Origin of the sequence: Stutzerimonas stutzeri (assembly GCF_024448895.1) — a bacterium.
GTDB classification, from domain to species: domain Bacteria; phylum Pseudomonadota; class Gammaproteobacteria; order Pseudomonadales; family Pseudomonadaceae; genus Stutzerimonas; species Stutzerimonas stutzeri_Q.
The window spans coordinates 56,705-73,988 of the sequence record NZ_JAMOIC010000024.1 but is presented as its reverse complement, the minus strand read 5'-3'; the positions used below and the strand labels follow the sequence as shown (position 1 = coordinate 73,988).

Sequence of the window (17,284 nt, the reverse complement as noted above, 5' to 3'; positions counted from 1 at the left end):
TGGCCGTACCGTTGGTGCCGGCGTGGTTGCCAAGATCATCGAATAACGCTTTCGATGTCGGAAAGGGCCCTTCGGGGCCCTTTTTCTATTGCTGATCATTTATTGACACCCTCTGGACGCATCCGTACAATTGCGCCTCCTTTTACCGGGCGTATTGCGTTTGGTAGGGATGGCTAATTGGAGTCTGAGGTCAAAATGCAAAACCAACAAATCCGTATTCGGTTGAAGGCTTTTGACCATCGCCTGATCGATCAATCAACCCAGGAAATCGTGGAAACCGCGAAGCGTACTGGGGCTCAGGTGCGTGGTCCGATTCCACTGCCGACCCGCAAAGAGCGGTTCACTGTTCTGGTTTCTCCGCATGTCAACAAGGATGCGCGCGACCAGTATGAGATCCGTACTCATAAGCGTGTGCTGGATATTGTCCAGCCGACTGATAAAACAGTCGATGCGCTAATGAAGCTTGATCTTGCGGCTGGCGTGGAAGTGCAGATCAGCCTCGGCTAAAACTTGGAGTTTTAGTCGTGTAACGCTCTGAAATGGGCGGCCATAGCGGGTGAAAGCCCCGTACACTCAAGAGGTTACAACATGACTATTGGTGTAGTCGGTCGTAAATGCGGTATGACCCGCGTTTTCACCGAAGATGGTGTCTCTATTCCGGTTACGGTCATTGAGATCGAGCCGAATCGCGTCACTCAATTCAAGAATGAAGAAAGCGATGGCTATCGCGCCGTGCAGGTTACTGTCGGTGAGCGTCGCGCGTCTCGTGTTACCAAGGCTCAGGCCGGTCATTTCGCCAAGGCGAACGTGGCTGCAGGTCGTGGCGTCTGGGAATTCCGCCTTGACGGCGAGGAGTTCCAGGTTGGTGACCAGATCAAGGCTGAGATCTTCCAGGCAGGGCAGATGGTGGATGTCACCGGTCAGTCCAAGGGTAAAGGCTTTGCCGGTACCATCAAGCGCTGGAATTTCCGTGGTCAGGACAATACCCACGGTAACTCCGTATCCCACCGCGTCCCGGGCTCGATTGGCCAATGCCAGACTCCAGGCCGTGTTTTCAAGGGCAAGAAGATGTCCGGGCACATGGGCGCCGAGCGCGTAACCGTGCAGTCCCTGGAAATCGTGCGTGTCGATGCCGAGCGTAACCTCCTGCTGGTGAAGGGCGCAGTGCCCGGCGCTACCGGTGGTGACGTTGTCGTGCGTCCGGCCGCCAAGGCTCGCGGGTAAGGGGGAGTTCACATGCAATTGAATGTAAATGGCGCACAAGCCATAGAAGTCTCCGAGCAAACCTTCGGTGGTGAGTTCAACGAGACCCTGGTGCACCAGGCTGTTGTTGCCTACATGGCCGGCGGTCGTCAGGGGAGCAAGCAGCAGAAGACTCGTTCCGATGTTTCAGGCGGCGGTAAGCGTCCTTGGCGTCAGAAGGGTACTGGTCGCGCTCGTGCTGGTACTTCGCGTGGTCCAATCTGGCGTGGCGGTGGCGTGACCTTCGCTGCTCGTCCTCAGAATCATGAGCAGAAGCTGAACAAGAAGATGTATCGCGCGGCGTTGCGTTCCATCCTTTCTGAGCTGGTTCGTTCCGAGCGTCTCGTGGTTGTTGAGGATTTCGCCGTCGACAGCCCCAAGACTAAGCTGCTTGCCAACAAGCTGACTGGCATGGGTCTGAATGACGTATTGATCGTTTCCGATGCTGTCGACCAGAACCTGTATCTGGCGGCTCGCAACCTCCCGCACGTTGATGTTCGTGACGTTCAAGGTTCCGATCCTGTCAGCCTGATCGCCTATGACAAGGTGTTGATCACCGTGTCGGCTGTGAAGAAATTCGAGGAGCTGCTGGGATGAACCAGGAACGCGTATTCAAAGTCCTGCTTGGTCCGCACGTCTCCGAGAAGGCAACCATGCTGGCTGACAGCAAGAGCCAGTTCGTTTTTAAGGTTGCTACTGATGCAACCAAGCTGGAAATCAAGAAGGCCGTCGAAAGCCTGTTCAACGTGAAGGTCGCCAAGGTCAGTACCCTGAATGTTCAGGGCAAGACCAAGCGCACCGCTCGCGGTCTGGGCAAGCGCAACGACTGGAAGAAGGCGTACATCGCGCTTCAGCCGGGCCAGGATCTCGATTTCTCCGGCAACGCTGAGTAAGGAAGGGGTGCATCATGGCAATCGTTAAATGCAAACCGACTTCCGCGGGCCGCCGTTTCGTGGTCAAGGTGGTCAATCAGGAGCTGCATAAAGGCGCTCCTTATGCTCCGCTGCTCGAGAAGAAGTCGAAGTCTGGCGGTCGTAACAACAACGGTCGCATCACCACGCGTCACATCGGTGGTGGTCACAAGCAGCATTACCGTCTGGTCGATTTTCGTCGCAACAAGGATGGCATTCCTGCCGTCGTTGAGCGCGTTGAATATGATCCGAACCGCACTGCGCACATTGCGTTGCTGAAGTATGCGGACGGTGAGCGTCGTTACATTATCGCCCCCAAAGGCGTGAGTGCTGGCGATCAGCTGCTTTCTGGTGTAAATGCACCGATCAAGGCTGGCAACAGCCTGCCGCTGCGCAACATTCCGCTGGGCTCCACCGTTCACGGTGTTGAGCTCAAGCCGGGTAAGGGCGCGCAGATCGCTCGTTCTGCTGGTGCTTCTGCACAGCTGGTCGCTCGTGAAGGTGCCTACGTGACCCTGCGTCTTCGTTCCGGCGAGATGCGCAAAGTACTGGCTGAATGCCGTGCGACCTTGGGCGAAGTCTCGAACTCCGAGCACAGCCTGCGTTCGCTGGGTAAAGCGGGTGCCAAGCGCTGGCGCGGTGTTCGTCCGACCGTTCGCGGTGTGGCAATGAACCCGGTCGATCACCCCCACGGTGGTGGTGAGGGTCGTACCTCCGGTGGTCGTCATCCGGTGTCGCCATGGGGCTTCCCAACCAAGGGCGCGAAGACTCGCTCTAACAAGCGCACCGATAACATGATCGTCCGTCGTCGCAAGTAACTAGAGGGATACGACAGTGCCGCGTTCTCTGAAAAAAGGTCCTTTTATCGATCTTCACCTATTGAAGAAGGTCGAAGTGGCGATGGAAAAGAATGATCGCAAGCCAGTTAAAACCTGGTCGCGCCGTTCCATGATCCTGCCGCAAATGGTCGGTCTGACCATCGCTGTGCATAACGGCCGTCAACATGTCCCCGTTCTAGTGAACGAAGATATGGTCGGTCACAAACTCGGCGAGTTCGCTGGTACCCGCACTTATCGCGGGCACGTAGCGGACAAGAAAGGCAAGCGCTAAGGGGTAAGGAAAGATGGAAGTAGCCGCTAAGTTGTCGGGCGCTCGCATCTCCGCCCAGAAAGCCCGCCTGGTCGCCGACCAGATCCGCGGGAAGAAGGTGGGCGAAGCGCTCAACCTGCTGGCTTTCAGCAGTAAGAAAGCCGCCGAGATCATGAAGAAAGTGCTGGAGTCGGCAGTAGCCAACGCCGAGCACAACGAAGGCGCGGACGTGGATGACCTGAAGGTTTCCACTGTCTTCGTCAACGAGGGGCGTTCGCTTAAGCGCATCATGCCGCGTGCCAAAGGCCGCGCTGATCGCATCGTCAAGCGGTCTTGCCATATCACTGTCAAGGTTGCGGACAAGTAACGGAGTCGATCAGATGGGTCAGAAAGTACATCCCACTGGCATACGCCTGGGAATCGTCAAGGAGCACACTTCCGTCTGGTATGCAGACGGTCGTACTTACGCCGATTATCTGCTTGCAGATCTGAACGTGCGTGCGTATCTCCAAGACAAATTAAAAAGCGCGTCCGTAAGCCGTATCGATATCCATCGCCCGGCCCAAACCGCACGTATCACCATCCACACCGCTCGTCCCGGCATCGTGATCGGGAAGAAGGGTGAAGATGTTGAGAAACTGCGTCAGGACCTGACCAAAAGAATGGGTGTGCCTGTGCACATCAACATCGAAGAAATCCGCAAGCCGGAACTCGATGCGATGCTGGTAGCACAGAACGTCGCTCAGCAGCTGGAGCGTCGCGTGATGTTCCGCCGCGCTATGAAGCGCGCAGTACAGAACGCAATGCGTATTGGTGCCAAGGGCATCAAGATCCAGGTGAGCGGTCGTCTGGGTGGGGCTGAAATCGCCCGTACGGAATGGTATCGGGAAGGTCGTGTGCCACTGCACACCCTGCGTGCCGATATCGACTACAACACCTACGAAGCGCACACCACTTACGGTGTGATTGGCGTCAAGGTCTGGATCTTCAAAGGCGAAGTAATTGGTGGTCGCCATGAAGAACTCAAGCCTCAAGCGCCTGCGCCTCGTAAAAAAGCTACCAAGTAAGGAGTACGCCAAATGTTGCAACCAAAGCGTACAAAATTCCGCAAGCAAATGACTGGTCACAACCGTGGCTTGGCTCAGCGCGGTAGCAAAGTCAGCTTCGGCGAATTCGCTCTGAAGTCTGTCGCTCGTGGCCGTTTGACTGCGCGTCAGATTGAGTCCGCACGTCGTGCGTTGACTCGTCACGTGAAGCGTGGCGGAAAGATCTGGATTCGTGTTTTCCCCGACAAGCCTATCTCCAAAAAACCGCTTGAAGTGCGGATGGGTAAAGGTAAAGGCAACGTCGAGTACTGGGTAGCCCAGATTCAACCGGGCAAGGTGCTCTACGAGATCGAGGGTGTTTCCGAAGAGCTGGCGCGTGAGGCATTCGCCCTGGCTGCTGCAAAGCTGCCGCTCGCCACCTCCTTTGTTAAGCGGACGGTGATGTGATGAAAGCGAATGAGCTTCGTGAAAAATCCGCTCAGCAGTTGAACGAGCAATTGCTCGAGCTGCTGCGCGACCAGTTCAATCTGCGTATGCAGAAAGCAACTGGCCAGTTGGGGCAGTCTCACCTGCTCTCGCAAGTCAAGCGCGACATCGCTCGTGTCAAGACTGTGCTCAACCAGCAGGCAGGTAAGTGATCATGGCTGAAGTTGAAAAAACTGTCCGCACGCTGACTGGCCGCGTCGTCAGCGACAAGATGGACAAAAGCATCACCGTTCTGATCGAGCGTCGCGTTAAGCACCCGATCTACGGTAAATACGTGAAGCGTTCGACCAAACTGCACGCTCACGACGAAACCAACCAGTGCCGTATCGGCGACAAGGTCACTATCCGCGAGACTCGTCCGCTGGCAAAGACCAAGTGCTGGATGTTGGTTGATGTCGTTGAACGTGCCGTCGAAGTCTAAGGGCTAGGGGTCGGAGAAATTATATGATTCAGACTCAATCAATGCTCGATGTGGCGGATAACAGTGGCGCTCGTCGCGTCATGTGTATCAAGGTGCTCGGTGGTTCGCATCGTCGCTACGCCGGCATCGGCGACATCATCAAGGTTACCGTCAAGGAAGCGATTCCACGTGGCAAGGTCAAAAAAGGCCAGGTAATGACTGCTGTAGTAGTCCGTACCCGTCACGGTGTTCGTCGTCCGGACGGCTCCATCATCCGCTTCGATGGCAATGCTGCTGTTCTGTTGAACAACAAGCAGGAGCCTATTGGCACCCGTATTTTCGGGCCGGTGACGCGTGAGCTTCGTTCCGAGAAGTTCATGAAGATCGTCTCGCTCGCGCCTGAAGTGCTGTAAGGAGAAGCCGCATGCTAAAGATTCGTCGCAACGACGAGATCATCGTCATCGCCGGCAAAGATAAGGGTAAGCGCGGTAAGGTGCTCCGGGTTCTCGCTGACGACCGCTTGGTTGTCGGTGGTATCAACCTGGTCAAGCGCCATACTAAGCCGAACCCGATGTCTGGCGTTCAGGGCGGTATCGTCGAGAAAGAGGCACCTCTGCACGCCTCTAACGTCGCTATTTTCAATGGAGAAACCAACAAGGCTGACCGCGTTGGGTTCAAGGTTGAAGACGGCAAGAAAATTCGTGTCTTCAAGTCGACCCAAAAGCCGGTTGAAGCTTGAGACTGCTAGGTAGATAACCATGGCACGACTAAAAGAAGTTTATCGGAAGCAAATCGCTCCCAAGCTGAAAGAAGAGCTTCAGCTTGGCAACGTGATGGAAGTTCCGCGCATCACCAAGATCACCCTGAACATGGGTATTGGCGAAGCCATCGGTGATAAGAAAATCATCGACAATGCTGTTGCCGATCTTGAAAAGATCACCGGCCAGAAGGTCGTCGTGACTCACGCTCGCAAGTCCATCGCTGGCTTCAAGGTCCGCGAAGGCTGGCCGATCGGTGTCAAGGTGACGCTGCGTAGTGATCGCATGTACGAATTCCTGGATCGTCTGCTGGCCATCTCCCTGCCTCGGGTTCGTGACTTCCGCGGCCTGAATGCCAAGTCGTTTGACGGCCGTGGCAACTACAGCATGGGTGTGAAGGAGCAGATCATCTTCCCGGAGATCGATTACGACAAGATCGATGCCCTGCGTGGTCTGGATATCACTCTGACCACTACTGCTCGGACGGATGAAGAAGGTCGCGCACTGCTGCGCGCCTTCAACTTCCCGTTCCGTAACTGATTGGAGTAGGCACATGGCTAAGCAAAGCATGAAGAACCGCGAGCTGAAGCGTCAGCAGACGGTTGCCAAGTACGCCCAGAAGCGTGCCGCGCTGAAAGCGACCATCGCCAATCCGGAGTCCACTCCGGAAGCGCGCTGGGAAGCCCAGGTGGCTCTGCAAAAGCAGCCTCGTGACGCAAGCGCTTCGCGTCTGCGTAACCGCTGCCGCCTAACCGGCCGTCCGCACGGTGTTTATCGCAAGTTCGGTCTTGCGCGTAACATGCTGCGTCAGGCCGCTATGCGTGGTGACGTACCGGGTCTGGTTAAAGCCAGCTGGTAAAAAGCGAGCAGTCCGGCGGCTTGTACGCCGGTTGCGCTGTTTTTGATCAAGCCCCTTATGGGGCTTGATTCGTTTCTGAAGTGTCTCTAGAATGTCCGGCTCGCCCGGGTAACGCTTTTCCAGCGTTTACCCTTCTAGCAGGCGACACGAGCCTTAACAGGCTTATTTTTATGTATTAGGAGCCAAGCGCCCATGAGTATGCAGGACCCGTTAGCGGACATGCTAACTCGTATCCGTAATGCCCAGATGGCCGAAAAGTCCGTCGTAAGCATGCCGTCTTCTACTCTGAAGGTGGCTGTAGCCAACGTTCTTCAAGGTGAAGGCTATATCGCAGGATACAACGTCAGCAGCGACGCCAAGCCGCAGCTGTCTATCGAGCTTAAGTATTTTGAAGGCCGTCCGGTCATTGAAGAGCTAAAGCGCGTAAGCCGTCCTGGCCTTCGCCAGTACAAATCCGTTGATCAGTTGCCGAAAGTTCGCGGCGGTCTGGGTGTTTCGATCGTATCCACCAACAAAGGTGTGATGACTGATCGAGCTGCCCGCGCTGCTGGCGTTGGCGGCGAAGTGCTCTGCACAGTGTTCTAAGGGGGGATAAGCATGTCTCGCGTTGCTAAGAACCCCGTCAAGCTGCCCGCTGGTGTTGAATTCAACATATCCGGCCAGCAGCTTTCGGTAAAGGGTGCCAAGGGCGCTCTGGAACTGAATGTGCACTCGTCCGTGGAAGTTACCCACGAGGCTGGTGAGTTGCGTTTCTCTGCTCGCAATGGCGATCAGCAGAATCGTGCCATGGCCGGTACCACCCGTGCGCTGGTTAACAACATGGTAATCGGCGTCAGCCAAGGCTTTGAGCGTAAGCTTCAGCTGGTTGGTGTTGGTTATAAGGCGCAAGCCAAAGGTCAAGTGCTGTCCCTGGCTCTCGGCTTCTCGCATCCGGTGGAATATGAACTGCCGCAAGGCGTTACCGCTGAGACCCCCAGCCAGACCGATATCCTGATCAAGGGTGTCGATAAGCAACTGGTCGGTCAGGTGGCTGCTGAAATCCGCGATTTCCGCCGTCCAGAGCCTTATAAAGGCAAAGGCGTGCGTTACTCGGACGAAGTGGTCCGTCGTAAAGAAGCTAAGAAGAAGTAGGGCATAGCAAATGAGCGTAAAGAAAGTTACTCGTCTGCGTCGCGCTCGCAAGGCACGCCTGAAGATGCGCGAGCTGGAAACCGTACGCCTTTGTGTGTACCGCTCTTCCCAGCACATCTACGCCCAGGTCCTTTCGGCCGACGGCGGCAAGGTCCTGGCCAGTGCCTCGACTCTCGACAAAGAACTGCGCGGCGGTGCCACTGGCAACGTCGACGCTGCCAAAAAAGTTGGTCAGCTGGTCGCTGAGCGTGCTAAAGCCGCAGGTGTCACCCAGGTGGCGTTCGACCGTTCTGGCTTCAAGTACCACGGTCGTGTTAAGGCACTGGCTGATGCTGCTCGTGAAGGCGGGCTGGAGTTCTAAGTTATGGCATATAACGAGCAAAAGCGCGACGAAGGCTACATTGAGAAGTTGGTTCAAGTTAACCGCGTCGCCAAGACAGTAAAGGGTGGTCGTATCTTCACCTTCACCGCTTTGACGGTAGTGGGTGATGGTAAGGGTCGTGTAGGTTTCGGTCGCGGTAAGTCCCGCGAAGTTCCTGCGGCCATTCAGAAGGCTATGGAAGCGGCACGCCGCAATATGATCCAGGTTGACCTGAATGGTACAACGCTGCAGTACGCCACCAAGGCTGCTCACGGCGCCTCGAAGGTCTACATGCAGCCTGCTTCTGAAGGTACCGGTGTTATCGCTGGAGGCGCGATGCGCGCCATTCTGGAAGTGGCTGGCGTGCAGAACGTTCTGGCTAAGTGCTATGGCTCGACCAATCCGGTGAACGTGGTTCATGCCACTTTCAAGGGTTTGAAAGCTATGCAGTCGCCTGAGTCGATTGCTGCCAAGCGCGGTAAGAGCGTTGAGGAGATTTCCTGATCATGGCTAACACTGTCAAGGTCACGCTGATCAAAAGCGTCAGTGGTCGTATTCCTAATCACAAGCTTTGCGTCAAGGGTCTTGGCCTTCGTCGCATTGGTCACACCGTTGAAGTTCAGGACACTCCTGAAAATCGCGGCATGATCAACAAGGCTTATTACATGCTCCGTGTGGAGGGCTAAGCCATGCAACTGAACGATTTGCGTTCTGCGCCAGGTGCCCGTCGCGATAAGCTGCGTCCGGGCCGTGGTATTGGTAGCGGGCTAGGCAAGACCGGTGGCCGTGGCCATAAGGGGCAGACTTCTCGCTCCGGTGGCAAGATTGCTCCTGGCTTCGAAGGCGGACAGCAGCCTTTGCACCGTCGCCTGCCGAAGTTCGGCTTCGTCTCTTTGAAAGCCATGGACCGCGCAGAGGTTCGTACCTCTGAGCTGGCCAAGGTCCAGGGCGACGTTGTGAGCCTGCAGAGCCTCAAAGATGCCGACATCATCAATCAGAACGTCTTGCGTGTGAAAGTCATGCTGTCGGGTGAGGTTGGTCGTGCGGTAACTCTGAAGGGTATCGCCGCCACCAAGGGTGCGCGTGCGGCTATCGAAGCAGCTGGCGGCAAATTCGAGGAATAAATGGCTAAGCAAGGTGCTCTCTCCGCGCTGAGTAATGGCGGGCTTTCTGAACTCTGGGCTCGTCTGCGTTTCCTGCTGATGGCGATCATCGTCTATCGTGTTGGTGCGCATATCCCGGTGCCGGGTATCAATCCCGACAGGTTGGCCGAGCTGTTCCGTCAGAACGAAGGGACCATTCTTAGCTTGTTCAACATGTTTTCCGGTGGCGCACTGGAGCGCATGAGCATCTTTGCGCTGGGGATCATGCCGTACATTTCGGCGTCGATCATCATGCAGCTCATGACAGCTGTCAGTCCGCAACTTGAACAGTTGAAGAAAGAAGGTGAGGCCGGTCGCCGCAAAATCAGCCAATACACGCGCTATGGCGCACTAGTTTTGGCGTTCGTGCAAGCGATTGGCATGTCGGTAGGGCTCGCCGGGCAAGGTGTCGCATTCAGTACTGATTTCGGCTTCTATTTCGTGGCTATCACCACCTTCGTGGCTGGTGCAATGTTCATGATGTGGTTGGGGGAGCAGATAACTGAGCGTGGCGTCGGTAATGGCATTTCGATGCTGATCTTCGCAGGTATCGTTGCGGGTCTGCCTGGCGCGCTTGGCCAGTCTTTCGAGTCCGCGCGGCAAGGCGATGTAAATATCATCGCGTTGCTGGCTGTGGGTCTTCTGGCTGTAGCCATAATCGGGTTCGTGGTGTTCATCGAGCGGGGTCAGCGCCGTATTGCTGTCCATTACGCTAAGCGTCAGCAGGGCCGTAAGGTATTTGCTGCGCAGACAAGCCATCTGCCTCTGAAGGTGAATATGGCGGGTGTGATTCCTGCGATCTTTGCCAGCAGCATTCTGTTGTTCCCGGCTTCGCTGGGGCAGTGGTTTGGACAGTCCGAGAACATGGGTTGGTTGGCTGACATTTCTCAGTCAATTGCTCCTGGTCAGCCGTTGAATATCCTGCTTTTCAGTGCCGGTATCATCTTTTTCTGCTTCTTCTATACGGCGTTGATGTTTAACCCGAAAGACGTCGCTGAAAACCTGAAGAAGTCTGGTGCGTTTATCCCGGGTATACGTCCTGGTGAGCAGTCTGCACGCTACATCGATGGCGTACTGACTCGTTTGACCATGTTCGGCGCCCTGTACATGACGGCTGTCTGTCTGCTCCCGCAGTTTCTTGTGGTTGCGGCAAATGTACCGTTCTACCTTGGCGGGACCTCGTTGCTGATTGTGGTGGTGGTTGTAATGGACTTCATGTCCCAAGTTCAGTCACACCTGATGTCCCACCAGTACGATTCCCTGATGAAAAAAGCCAACCTGAAGGGCTACGGCAGCGGAATGCTCCGCTGAAGTCGGCTCGTAAGGTTCTAGGAGTTGGTCATGAAAGTTCGTGCATCGGTTAAAAAGCTGTGCCGCAACTGCAAGATCGTTCGTCGCGAAGGCGTCGTTCGGGTGATCTGCAGCGCAGAACCGCGACACAAACAGCGCCAAGGCTGATTGTGAGCTAAGGCTCGAGCCCGGCAGCTAGTGCGCTGCCGGGTTGATTATTTGTTATTACAGCGTTAGTATCTCGCGCCCTTTTCTTGGCTTCCGGGGCGTTGGGTAGCTGTCAATTGGAGTTTCACTGAATGGCCCGTATTGCAGGCGTAAACATTCCGGATAACAAGCACACTGTTATCTCGCTGACCTACATCTATGGTGTTGGTCGGACTCGTGCACAGACTATCTGTGCCGCTACCGGTGTTAACCCGGCGGCAAAAATCAAAGATCTTACTGACGAGCAGGTCGAACTGCTTCGTGGCGAAGTAGGCAAGTTCATCGTTGAGGGTGACCTTCGTCGCGAAGTCAACATGAAGATCAAGCGCTTGATGGACCTGGGTTGCTATCGCGGCCTGCGTCATCGTCGTGGTCTGCCGGTCCGCGGTCAGCGTACCAAGACCAACGCTCGTACCCGTAAGGGTCCGCGTAAGCCGATCCGCAAGTAATCGCATTAGCGCATCGACAGGAATCTAATCATGGCAAAACCTGCTGCTCGTCCTCGCAAGAAAGTAAAAAAGACGGTGGTTGATGGCATCGCCCATATCCACGCTTCTTTTAACAACACCATCATCACTATCACCGACCGTCAGGGCAACGCGTTGTCTTGGGCGACGTCTGGTGGATCCGGCTTCCGCGGTTCGCGTAAGAGCACCCCGTTCGCTGCCCAGGTGGCTGCTGAGCGTGCTGGTCAGGCTGCGTTGGAGTATGGCCTGAAGAACCTTGATGTTAACGTCAAGGGTCCAGGTCCGGGTCGTGAATCTGCCGTTCGTGCTTTGAATGGTTGTGGTTATAAAATCGCCAGCATCACCGACGTGACGCCAATCCCGCACAACGGGTGCCGTCCGCCGAAGAAGCGCCGCGTGTAATCAGGAGACAGTGAGAAATGGCTCGTTATATTGGTCCCAAGTGCAAACTGTCTCGTCGTGAAGGCACCGATCTCTTCTTGAAGAGTGGTGCGCGCGCGCTCGAATCAAAGTGCAACATCGAAACCCCACCGGGTGTTCACGGTCAGCGTCGTGGTCGTTTGTCCGACTACGGTACCCAGTTGCGTGAGAAGCAGAAAGTCCGCCGTATCTATGGTGTTCTCGAACGTCAGTTCAGTGGCTATTACAAGGAAGCTGCCAGCCGTAAGGGCGCTACCGGTGAAAACCTTCTGCAACTGCTCGAGTGCCGTCTGGATAACGTCGTGTATCGCATGGGCTTTGGCTCTACTCGTGCCGAATCACGTCAGTTGGTCTCGCACAAGTCGATCAGCGTGAACGGTCAGACTGTGAACGTTCCTTCTTACCAGGTTAAAGCTGGTGACGTGGTAGCCGTTCGTGAGAAGTGCCGCAACCAGCTGCGTATCGCCCAAGCCCTTGAACTGTGCGTACAGCGCGGTCGCGTTGAATGGGTGGAAGTAGATGCCGACAAGAAATCAGGTGTTTTCAAGAATGTTCCGGCGCGCAGTGATCTGTCAGCTGACATCAACGAAAACCTGATTGTCGAGCTCTACTCCAAGTAAGGGCTAGAAAATAGGTGTATCCATGCAGATTTCGGTAAATGAGTTCCTGACCCCCCGCCATATCGATGTGCAGGTGGTCAGTCCGACCCGTGCCAAGATCACACTCGAGCCACTCGAGCGCGGTTTTGGCCATACCCTGGGCAACGCGCTGCGTCGTATTCTGTTGTCCTCCATGCCCGGCTGCGCTGTGGTCGAGGCTGAGATCGACGGTGTGCTCCACGAGTACAGCGCCATCGAGGGCGTGCAGGAAGATGTCATCGAAATCCTGCTGAACCTCAAAGGTATCGCCATCAAGCTGCACGGCCGTGATGAAGTGACCTTGAGCCTGGTGAAGAAGGGCGCGGGCGCTGTTACCGCTGCCGATATCCAGCTGGATCACGATGTCGAAATCGTCAATGGTGATCACCTGATCGCCAACCTGGCGGCTAATGGCTCGATCAACATGAAGCTCAAGGTCGCTCGCGGCCGTGGCTACGAGCCGGCTGACGCACGTCAGAGTGATGAAGATGAGAGCCGTAGTATTGGCCGTCTCCAGCTCGACGCAACTTTCAGTCCGGTACGTCGCGTTGCTTATGTTGTCGAAAACGCTCGTGTTGAGCAGCGTACCAACTTGGACAAGCTGGTCATCGACCTGGAAACCAACGGAACCCTGGATCCTGAAGAAGCGATCCGTCGTGCCGCAACCATCCTGCAACAGCAGCTGGCTGCGTTCGTCGACCTCAAGGGTGACAGCGAGCCAGTCGTGGTCGAGCAAGAAGACGAGATCGATCCGATCCTGTTGCGCCCAGTTGATGACTTGGAACTGACCGTACGTTCGGCTAACTGCCTCAAGGCAGAGAACATCTACTACATTGGTGACCTGATTCAGCGCACCGAAGTAGAGCTGTTGAAAACGCCGAATTTGGGCAAGAAATCTCTGACTGAGATCAAAGATGTTCTGGCTTCTCGCGGTCTGTCCCTCGGAATGCGCCTCGACAATTGGCCGCCGGCTAGTCTCAAGAAGGACGATAAGGCTACGGCCTGATCGCCCATAGTCACCGAACTGATCGTTTGGTAAGGAATTTCAATCATGCGTCATCGTAAAAGTGGCCGTCACCTCAGCCGCACAAGCGCTCACCGCAAGGCCATGTTCCAGAATATGGCGGTGTCGTTGTTCGAGCACGAGCTGATCAAAACTACCCTGCCCAAGGCGAAAGAGCTGCGTCGCGTTGCTGAGCCGCTTATCACCCTGGCCAAGGAAGACAGCGTCGCCAATCGTCGTCTTGCTTTCGATCGTACCCGTTCGAAAGCTATCGTTGGCAAGCTGTTCAACGATCTGGGCCCGCGTTACGCCACCCGTCAGGGCGGCTACCTGCGTATTCTCAAGTGCGGTTTCCGTGCTGGTGACAACGCACCTATGGCTTACGTTGAGCTGGTTGACCGTCCGGTTACTGGTGAAGTGGAAGCTGCTGAGTAAGCGTTAGCCTTACTTTAAAAAACCGGGCTTGGCCCGGTTTTTTTATGGCTCAATTTTAGCCCTAGCCTATTAGCCCGCTTCGCTTAACAGATTGGCTCTGACTTACCGTCTGGTTAGGTTGGTCTCCAGGCTTGAATTGCCAGCTAATGCAGATAAGCATAAACGCTAAAGCCACACTTGCGGTTCGATGGCAATGGCGTGTCTCTACCCGCCAGCTTCGAGATGCGCCCAAGGAAGCGTCTCAGTACGCAGAGCCTGCATTGTCACTGAGCGGTTCTGCTGATCGTCATGATCACGCGACGACGCTGGCTAGTGCTGCGATGCTGGTACGCTGTTTCGCTTGATGGGTGCGAGCAGCACTAGCGGCTGATCCGCAATTGTCGGTTCGAGAAGTCGACGACATGTGCCGTGCAGCTCTTCAGCTGGGCTTTTTCGTTGACACCGATCCCGCATACGGTTCCGGTATGGCTGCAGGGCTGGGAGTCGATCTCTGCGAGTTTGCCTCGCGTTTAAGCAATAGCGCCGGGCTCCATGCCCGGCTTTTTTTTATTGCTGGTCAGGTCTTGTCGCGCTCAAGCAACGGCTTGAGGAAATGCCCGGTGTGGGACTGAGCCATCGAGGCAACTTGTTCCGGGGTGCCTGTAGCGATGATCTGTCCACCCTTTGAGCCACCCTCAGGACCCAGATCGACGAGCCAATCCGCTGTCTTGATGACATCCAGATTATGCTCGATGACGACCACAGTGTTGCCGTGGTCCCGCAGTCTGTGCAGCACATCCAACAGTTGTTGGATGTCTGCGAAGTGCAGGCCCGTAGTGGGTTCGTCAAGGATGTACAGGGTCTTGCCCGTGTCGCGCTTGGACAGCTCGCGAGAGAGCTTGACCCGCTGGGCTTCACCGCCAGAGAGTGTTGTAGCGCTCTGGCCAAGCTTGATGTAGGAAAGACCCACATCCATTAACGTCTGTAGCTTCCGTGCAACTGCTGGCACCGGATCGAAGAACTCGCGCGCTTCTTCGATGGTCATGCCGAGCACTTCAGTAATGCTTTTGCCCTTGTACTTCACCTCGAGCGTTTCGCGGTTGTAGCGTTTGCCCTTGCACACATCACAGGGCACGTAGATGTCCGGCAGGAAGTGCATCTCCACCTTGATCACCCCGTCGCCCTGGCAGGCCTCGCAGCGACCACCTTTGACGTTGAAGGAGAAACGGCCTGGGCCATAGCCACGCGAGCGTGCCTCCGGCACCCCGGCAAAGAGTTCCCGAATGGGTGTGAAAAGCCCTGTGTATGTAGCCGGGTTGGAGCGTGGCGTTCGACCGATCGGGCTCTGGTCGATGTCTACTACCTTGTCCAAATGCTGCAGGCCGTCAAATGTGTCGTACGGTGCCACCTCAAGGGTAGTCGCGCCGTTCAGAGCCGTGGCGGTGATTGGAAACAGGGTGTTGTTGATGAGTGTCGACTTGCCTGAGCCGGATACGCCGGTAATGCAGGTCAGCAGGCCAGCGGGAATCTCCAGATCGACGTTGCGCAGGTTGTTGCCCCGAGCGCCCTTTAGCTTCAGCAGCTTTTCAGGGTCGCGGGGGGTGCGCTTTTCGGGGTAGAGGATCTTCACCCGCCCCGAGAGATATCCGCCGGTAAGCGAAGCCGGATTGTTCATCACCTCATCAGGCGTGCCTTCAGCGACGATCTGCCCCCCGTGAACGCCAGCTCCTGGTCCTATATCGACCACATAATCAGCCATGCGGATAGCATCCTCGTCATGCTCAACGACGATCACCGTATTGCCGATATCACGTAGGTGGCGCAGTGTACCAAGCAGCCTTTCGTTATCACGCTGGTGGAGCCCGATCGAGGGCTCGTCGAGGATGTACATTACCCCGACCAGGCCTGCACCAATCTGGCTGGCCAGACGGATACGCTGCGCTTCGCCACCTGAAAGCGTGTCTGCACTGCGATCCAGTGTCAGATAGTCGAGACCGACGTTCACCAGAAACTGCAAGCGTTCGCAGATCTCTTTAAGAATTTTGTCCGCGATTTCACCGCGACGACCGCTGAGTGTGAGGCCGCCGAAATACTCGGTGGCGTCGCCGATCGGCAGGCCGGTAACGGCTGGCAAGGTCTTGTCACCCACCCAAACGTGGCGGGCCTCACGACGCAGACGGGTTCCGCGGCATTCCGGGCAAGGCTGGGTGCTGAGGTACTTGGCCAGCTCTTCGCGTACGGAATTGGACTCGGTTTCACGGTAGCGCCGCTCGAGATTGGGAATGATCCCCTCGAACGGGTGCGAGCGTTTGACGATATCGCCGCGATCATTCAGATAGCGGAAATCTACGTTTTCCTTGCCGCTGCCGCGCAGCACGAACTTTTGCTGTTCGGCGGGTAGCGAATCAAAGGGCGCGTCCAGGCTGAAGCCATAGTGCGAGGCAAGGGAGCCGAGCATTTGGAAATAATAAACGTTGCGCCGATCCCAGCCGCGGATGGCGCCCTCTGCCAGCGTCAGCTCGCCGTTGACCAGGCGCTTAGCATCGAAGAACTGTTTGACGCCAAGGCCGTCGCAGGTCGGGCATGCCCCGGCAGGATTGTTGAATGAAAAAAGCTTGGGTTCGAGCTCGCTGATCGAATGACCGCAGATGGGGCAGGCGAAGCGGGCGGAGAAAATCATCTCCTCGCTGTCCTCCTCTTCCTCCATCGACGCGGCCAGGGCGATGCCGTCGGCGAGCTTGAGTGCGGTTTCGAACGACTCGGCGAGTCGTTGCTGCAGATCGCTACGGACCTTGAAGCGATCAACCACCACATCGATGGAGTGTTTCTTCTGTTTGTCGAGTTTGGGCAGCTCATCCAGTTCATACAGCCGGCCATTGACCCGTGCACGCACGAAGCCCTGAGCGCGGAGCTCGTCGAATACAGCAAGGTGCTCGCCCTTGCGCTCGCGGATGACCGGGGCGAGAAGCATGAGCTTTCGACCTTCAGGCAATGCCATCACCTGATCGACCATCTGACTCACGGTCTGGGCTTCAAGCGGTGCGTCGTGGTCCGGGCAGCGTGGCGTTCCGACGCGGGCATAGAGCAGGCGCAGGTAATCGTAAATCTCGGTGATGGTGCCGACTGTCGACCGCGGGTTGTGCGAGGTCGATTTCTGCTCGATGGAAATAGCGGGGGAGAGCCCTTCAATCGTGTCGACGTCCGGTTTCTCCATCATCGAGAGGAATTGACGGGCGTATGCCGAAAGCGACTCGACGTATCGGCGCTGCCCTTCGGCATAAAGCGTATCGAAGGCCAGTGAGGACTTTCCCGAGCCTGAGAGGCCGGTAATCACGATCAACTTGTCGCGCGGCAGGGTCAGGTCGATGTTTTTCAGGTTATGGGTACGGGCCCCACGTATCAGAATCTTGTCCAAAACAG

At 56.1% G+C, this 17,284-nt stretch carries 29 protein-coding genes; 28 read left to right on the top strand and 1 reads right to left on the bottom strand.

What is annotated here, in order from left to right; translation table 11 throughout:
* Window positions 1-195: 195 nt before the first annotated feature.
* From rpsJ to rplQ, 28 genes are all read left to right on the top strand, one after another.
* On the top strand, window positions 196-507 hold the full coding sequence (gene rpsJ, locus NA619_RS21460; RefSeq protein ID WP_003186070.1) for a 30S ribosomal protein S10: 312 nt from the start codon (window positions 196-198) through the stop codon (window positions 505-507).
* An 81-nt stretch (window positions 508-588) separates the two neighbouring features.
* Window positions 589-1,224, top strand: a complete 636-nt coding sequence (gene rplC / locus NA619_RS21455) for a 50S ribosomal protein L3 (protein ID WP_045430590.1) — start codon at window positions 589-591, stop codon at window positions 1,222-1,224.
* 12 nt (window positions 1,225-1,236) lie between these two features.
* A complete protein-coding gene (rplD, locus tag NA619_RS21450) occupies window positions 1,237-1,839 on the top strand; it encodes a 50S ribosomal protein L4 (RefSeq protein ID WP_019339977.1) in 603 nt (200 codons plus the stop codon).
* A complete protein-coding gene (gene rplW / locus NA619_RS21445) occupies window positions 1,836-2,135 on the top strand; it encodes a 50S ribosomal protein L23 (protein ID WP_021209378.1) in 300 nt (99 codons plus the stop codon). Before rplD ends, rplW begins: the two co-directional genes overlap by 4 nt.
* Before the next feature lie 14 nt (window positions 2,136-2,149).
* Window positions 2,150-2,971, top strand: coding sequence for a 50S ribosomal protein L2 (gene rplB / locus NA619_RS21440; protein ID WP_122166182.1), 822 nt, complete (start codon window positions 2,150-2,152; stop codon window positions 2,969-2,971).
* Window positions 2,972-2,987: 16 nt separating this feature from the next.
* Complete coding sequence (rpsS, locus tag NA619_RS21435) at window positions 2,988-3,263, top strand: 30S ribosomal protein S19 (protein WP_019339974.1); 276 nt, start codon at window positions 2,988-2,990, stop codon at window positions 3,261-3,263.
* A 13-nt stretch (window positions 3,264-3,276) separates the two neighbouring features.
* On the top strand, window positions 3,277-3,609 hold the full coding sequence (gene rplV / locus NA619_RS21430) for a 50S ribosomal protein L22 (protein ID WP_003103908.1): 333 nt from the start codon (window positions 3,277-3,279) through the stop codon (window positions 3,607-3,609).
* A 13-nt stretch (window positions 3,610-3,622) separates the two neighbouring features.
* The gene (rpsC, locus tag NA619_RS21425; RefSeq protein ID WP_046164400.1) at window positions 3,623-4,309 is read left to right on the top strand and encodes a 30S ribosomal protein S3; all 687 of its coding nucleotides are present in this window, start codon (window positions 3,623-3,625) and stop codon (window positions 4,307-4,309) included.
* Between the two features lie 12 nt (window positions 4,310-4,321).
* Window positions 4,322-4,735, top strand: a complete 414-nt coding sequence (gene rplP, locus NA619_RS21420; RefSeq protein ID WP_003176421.1) for a 50S ribosomal protein L16 — start codon at window positions 4,322-4,324, stop codon at window positions 4,733-4,735.
* On the top strand, window positions 4,735-4,926 hold the full coding sequence (gene rpmC, locus NA619_RS21415) for a 50S ribosomal protein L29 (protein WP_003289209.1): 192 nt from the start codon (window positions 4,735-4,737) through the stop codon (window positions 4,924-4,926). The genes rplP and rpmC overlap by 1 nt, the downstream gene beginning before the upstream one ends.
* Before the next feature lie 2 nt (window positions 4,927-4,928).
* Window positions 4,929-5,195, top strand: a complete 267-nt coding sequence (gene rpsQ / locus NA619_RS21410; protein ID WP_029404618.1) for a 30S ribosomal protein S17 — start codon at window positions 4,929-4,931, stop codon at window positions 5,193-5,195.
* A gap of 23 nt (window positions 5,196-5,218) precedes the next feature.
* A complete protein-coding gene (gene rplN, locus NA619_RS21405) occupies window positions 5,219-5,587 on the top strand; it encodes a 50S ribosomal protein L14 (protein ID WP_003289207.1) in 369 nt (122 codons plus the stop codon).
* 11 nt (window positions 5,588-5,598) lie between these two features.
* On the top strand, window positions 5,599-5,913 hold the full coding sequence (gene rplX / locus NA619_RS21400) for a 50S ribosomal protein L24 (protein WP_255963829.1): 315 nt from the start codon (window positions 5,599-5,601) through the stop codon (window positions 5,911-5,913).
* A gap of 19 nt (window positions 5,914-5,932) precedes the next feature.
* Window positions 5,933-6,472 (top strand): 50S ribosomal protein L5, encoded by a 540-nt coding sequence (gene rplE / locus NA619_RS21395; RefSeq protein WP_222910660.1) that lies wholly within the window; start codon window positions 5,933-5,935, stop codon window positions 6,470-6,472.
* 13 nt (window positions 6,473-6,485) lie between these two features.
* The gene (gene rpsN / locus NA619_RS21390) at window positions 6,486-6,791 is read left to right on the top strand and encodes a 30S ribosomal protein S14 (protein ID WP_046164401.1); all 306 of its coding nucleotides are present in this window, start codon (window positions 6,486-6,488) and stop codon (window positions 6,789-6,791) included.
* A 192-nt stretch (window positions 6,792-6,983) separates the two neighbouring features.
* Window positions 6,984-7,376: a 30S ribosomal protein S8 gene (gene rpsH, locus NA619_RS21385; protein ID WP_003281824.1), complete on the top strand. Its 393-nt coding sequence runs from the start codon at window positions 6,984-6,986 to the stop codon at window positions 7,374-7,376.
* Window positions 7,377-7,388: 12 nt separating this feature from the next.
* Complete coding sequence (gene rplF, locus NA619_RS21380; RefSeq protein ID WP_255963827.1) at window positions 7,389-7,922, top strand: 50S ribosomal protein L6; 534 nt, start codon at window positions 7,389-7,391, stop codon at window positions 7,920-7,922.
* Window positions 7,923-7,932: 10 nt separating this feature from the next.
* The gene (gene rplR / locus NA619_RS21375) at window positions 7,933-8,283 is read left to right on the top strand and encodes a 50S ribosomal protein L18 (RefSeq protein WP_019339967.1); all 351 of its coding nucleotides are present in this window, start codon (window positions 7,933-7,935) and stop codon (window positions 8,281-8,283) included.
* 3 nt (window positions 8,284-8,286) lie between these two features.
* A complete protein-coding gene (rpsE, locus tag NA619_RS21370) occupies window positions 8,287-8,787 on the top strand; it encodes a 30S ribosomal protein S5 (protein WP_019339966.1) in 501 nt (166 codons plus the stop codon).
* A gap of 2 nt (window positions 8,788-8,789) precedes the next feature.
* Complete coding sequence (rpmD, locus tag NA619_RS21365; RefSeq protein WP_003281818.1) at window positions 8,790-8,969, top strand: 50S ribosomal protein L30; 180 nt, start codon at window positions 8,790-8,792, stop codon at window positions 8,967-8,969.
* A 3-nt stretch (window positions 8,970-8,972) separates the two neighbouring features.
* On the top strand, window positions 8,973-9,407 hold the full coding sequence (rplO, locus tag NA619_RS21360; RefSeq protein WP_255963826.1) for a 50S ribosomal protein L15: 435 nt from the start codon (window positions 8,973-8,975) through the stop codon (window positions 9,405-9,407).
* Window positions 9,408-10,736 carry a preprotein translocase subunit SecY gene (gene secY, locus NA619_RS21355; RefSeq protein ID WP_255963825.1) on the top strand — a complete coding sequence of 443 codons (1,329 nt, stop codon included), beginning with the start codon at window positions 9,408-9,410 and terminating at the stop codon, window positions 10,734-10,736. It abuts the gene before it with no gap.
* A gap of 30 nt (window positions 10,737-10,766) precedes the next feature.
* Window positions 10,767-10,883: a 50S ribosomal protein L36 gene (rpmJ, locus tag NA619_RS21350; protein WP_014854209.1), complete on the top strand. Its 117-nt coding sequence runs from the start codon at window positions 10,767-10,769 to the stop codon at window positions 10,881-10,883.
* A gap of 131 nt (window positions 10,884-11,014) precedes the next feature.
* Complete coding sequence (gene rpsM / locus NA619_RS21345) at window positions 11,015-11,371, top strand: 30S ribosomal protein S13 (RefSeq protein WP_073301056.1); 357 nt, start codon at window positions 11,015-11,017, stop codon at window positions 11,369-11,371.
* Between the two features lie 30 nt (window positions 11,372-11,401).
* The gene (gene rpsK, locus NA619_RS21340; protein WP_014854207.1) at window positions 11,402-11,791 is read left to right on the top strand and encodes a 30S ribosomal protein S11; all 390 of its coding nucleotides are present in this window, start codon (window positions 11,402-11,404) and stop codon (window positions 11,789-11,791) included.
* 17 nt (window positions 11,792-11,808) lie between these two features.
* A complete protein-coding gene (rpsD, locus tag NA619_RS21335) occupies window positions 11,809-12,429 on the top strand; it encodes a 30S ribosomal protein S4 (RefSeq protein WP_102838124.1) in 621 nt (206 codons plus the stop codon).
* Window positions 12,430-12,451: 22 nt separating this feature from the next.
* A complete protein-coding gene (locus NA619_RS21330; RefSeq protein ID WP_019339960.1) occupies window positions 12,452-13,453 on the top strand; it encodes a DNA-directed RNA polymerase subunit alpha in 1,002 nt (333 codons plus the stop codon).
* A gap of 45 nt (window positions 13,454-13,498) precedes the next feature.
* Complete coding sequence (gene rplQ, locus NA619_RS21325) at window positions 13,499-13,885, top strand: 50S ribosomal protein L17 (RefSeq protein WP_019339959.1); 387 nt, start codon at window positions 13,499-13,501, stop codon at window positions 13,883-13,885.
* A gap of 556 nt (window positions 13,886-14,441) precedes the next feature.
* On the opposite strand, the gene uvrA is transcribed toward rplQ, so the two are convergent.
* On the bottom strand, window positions 14,442-17,279 hold the full coding sequence (gene uvrA, locus NA619_RS21320) for an excinuclease ABC subunit UvrA (protein ID WP_255963824.1): 2,838 nt from the start codon (window positions 17,277-17,279) through the stop codon (window positions 14,442-14,444).
* Window positions 17,280-17,284: the final 5 nt, after the last annotated feature.

Bases quoted from the DNA above. Each gene is read 5' to 3' on its own strand.
- rpsJ (WP_003186070.1), top strand. From the start codon at position 196: ATGCAAAACCAACAAATCCGTATTCGGTTGAAGGCTTTTGACCATCGC.
- rplC (WP_045430590.1), top strand. From the start codon at position 589: ATGACTATTGGTGTAGTCGGTCGTAAATGCGGTATGACCCGCGTTTTC.
- rplD (WP_019339977.1), top strand. From the start codon at position 1,237: ATGCAATTGAATGTAAATGGCGCACAAGCCATAGAAGTCTCCGAGCAA.
- rplW (WP_021209378.1), top strand. From the start codon at position 1,836: ATGAACCAGGAACGCGTATTCAAAGTCCTGCTTGGTCCGCACGTCTCC.
- rplB (WP_122166182.1), top strand. From the start codon at position 2,150: ATGGCAATCGTTAAATGCAAACCGACTTCCGCGGGCCGCCGTTTCGTG.
- rplV (WP_003103908.1), top strand. From the start codon at position 3,277: ATGGAAGTAGCCGCTAAGTTGTCGGGCGCTCGCATCTCCGCCCAGAAA.
- rpsC (WP_046164400.1), top strand. From the start codon at position 3,623: ATGGGTCAGAAAGTACATCCCACTGGCATACGCCTGGGAATCGTCAAG.
- rplP (WP_003176421.1), top strand. From the start codon at position 4,322: ATGTTGCAACCAAAGCGTACAAAATTCCGCAAGCAAATGACTGGTCAC.
- rpmC (WP_003289209.1), top strand. From the start codon at position 4,735: ATGAAAGCGAATGAGCTTCGTGAAAAATCCGCTCAGCAGTTGAACGAG.
- rpsQ (WP_029404618.1), top strand. From the start codon at position 4,929: ATGGCTGAAGTTGAAAAAACTGTCCGCACGCTGACTGGCCGCGTCGTC.
- rplN (WP_003289207.1), top strand. From the start codon at position 5,219: ATGATTCAGACTCAATCAATGCTCGATGTGGCGGATAACAGTGGCGCT.
- rplX (WP_255963829.1), top strand. From the start codon at position 5,599: ATGCTAAAGATTCGTCGCAACGACGAGATCATCGTCATCGCCGGCAAA.
- rplE (WP_222910660.1), top strand. From the start codon at position 5,933: ATGGCACGACTAAAAGAAGTTTATCGGAAGCAAATCGCTCCCAAGCTG.
- rpsN (WP_046164401.1), top strand. From the start codon at position 6,486: ATGGCTAAGCAAAGCATGAAGAACCGCGAGCTGAAGCGTCAGCAGACG.
- rpsH (WP_003281824.1), top strand. From the start codon at position 6,984: ATGAGTATGCAGGACCCGTTAGCGGACATGCTAACTCGTATCCGTAAT.
- rplF (WP_255963827.1), top strand. From the start codon at position 7,389: ATGTCTCGCGTTGCTAAGAACCCCGTCAAGCTGCCCGCTGGTGTTGAA.
- rplR (WP_019339967.1), top strand. From the start codon at position 7,933: ATGAGCGTAAAGAAAGTTACTCGTCTGCGTCGCGCTCGCAAGGCACGC.
- rpsE (WP_019339966.1), top strand. From the start codon at position 8,287: ATGGCATATAACGAGCAAAAGCGCGACGAAGGCTACATTGAGAAGTTG.
- rpmD (WP_003281818.1), top strand. From the start codon at position 8,790: ATGGCTAACACTGTCAAGGTCACGCTGATCAAAAGCGTCAGTGGTCGT.
- rplO (WP_255963826.1), top strand. From the start codon at position 8,973: ATGCAACTGAACGATTTGCGTTCTGCGCCAGGTGCCCGTCGCGATAAG.
- secY (WP_255963825.1), top strand. From the start codon at position 9,408: ATGGCTAAGCAAGGTGCTCTCTCCGCGCTGAGTAATGGCGGGCTTTCT.
- rpmJ (WP_014854209.1), top strand. From the start codon at position 10,767: ATGAAAGTTCGTGCATCGGTTAAAAAGCTGTGCCGCAACTGCAAGATC.
- rpsM (WP_073301056.1), top strand. From the start codon at position 11,015: ATGGCCCGTATTGCAGGCGTAAACATTCCGGATAACAAGCACACTGTT.
- rpsK (WP_014854207.1), top strand. From the start codon at position 11,402: ATGGCAAAACCTGCTGCTCGTCCTCGCAAGAAAGTAAAAAAGACGGTG.
- rpsD (WP_102838124.1), top strand. From the start codon at position 11,809: ATGGCTCGTTATATTGGTCCCAAGTGCAAACTGTCTCGTCGTGAAGGC.
- NA619_RS21330 (WP_019339960.1), top strand. From the start codon at position 12,452: ATGCAGATTTCGGTAAATGAGTTCCTGACCCCCCGCCATATCGATGTG.
- rplQ (WP_019339959.1), top strand. From the start codon at position 13,499: ATGCGTCATCGTAAAAGTGGCCGTCACCTCAGCCGCACAAGCGCTCAC.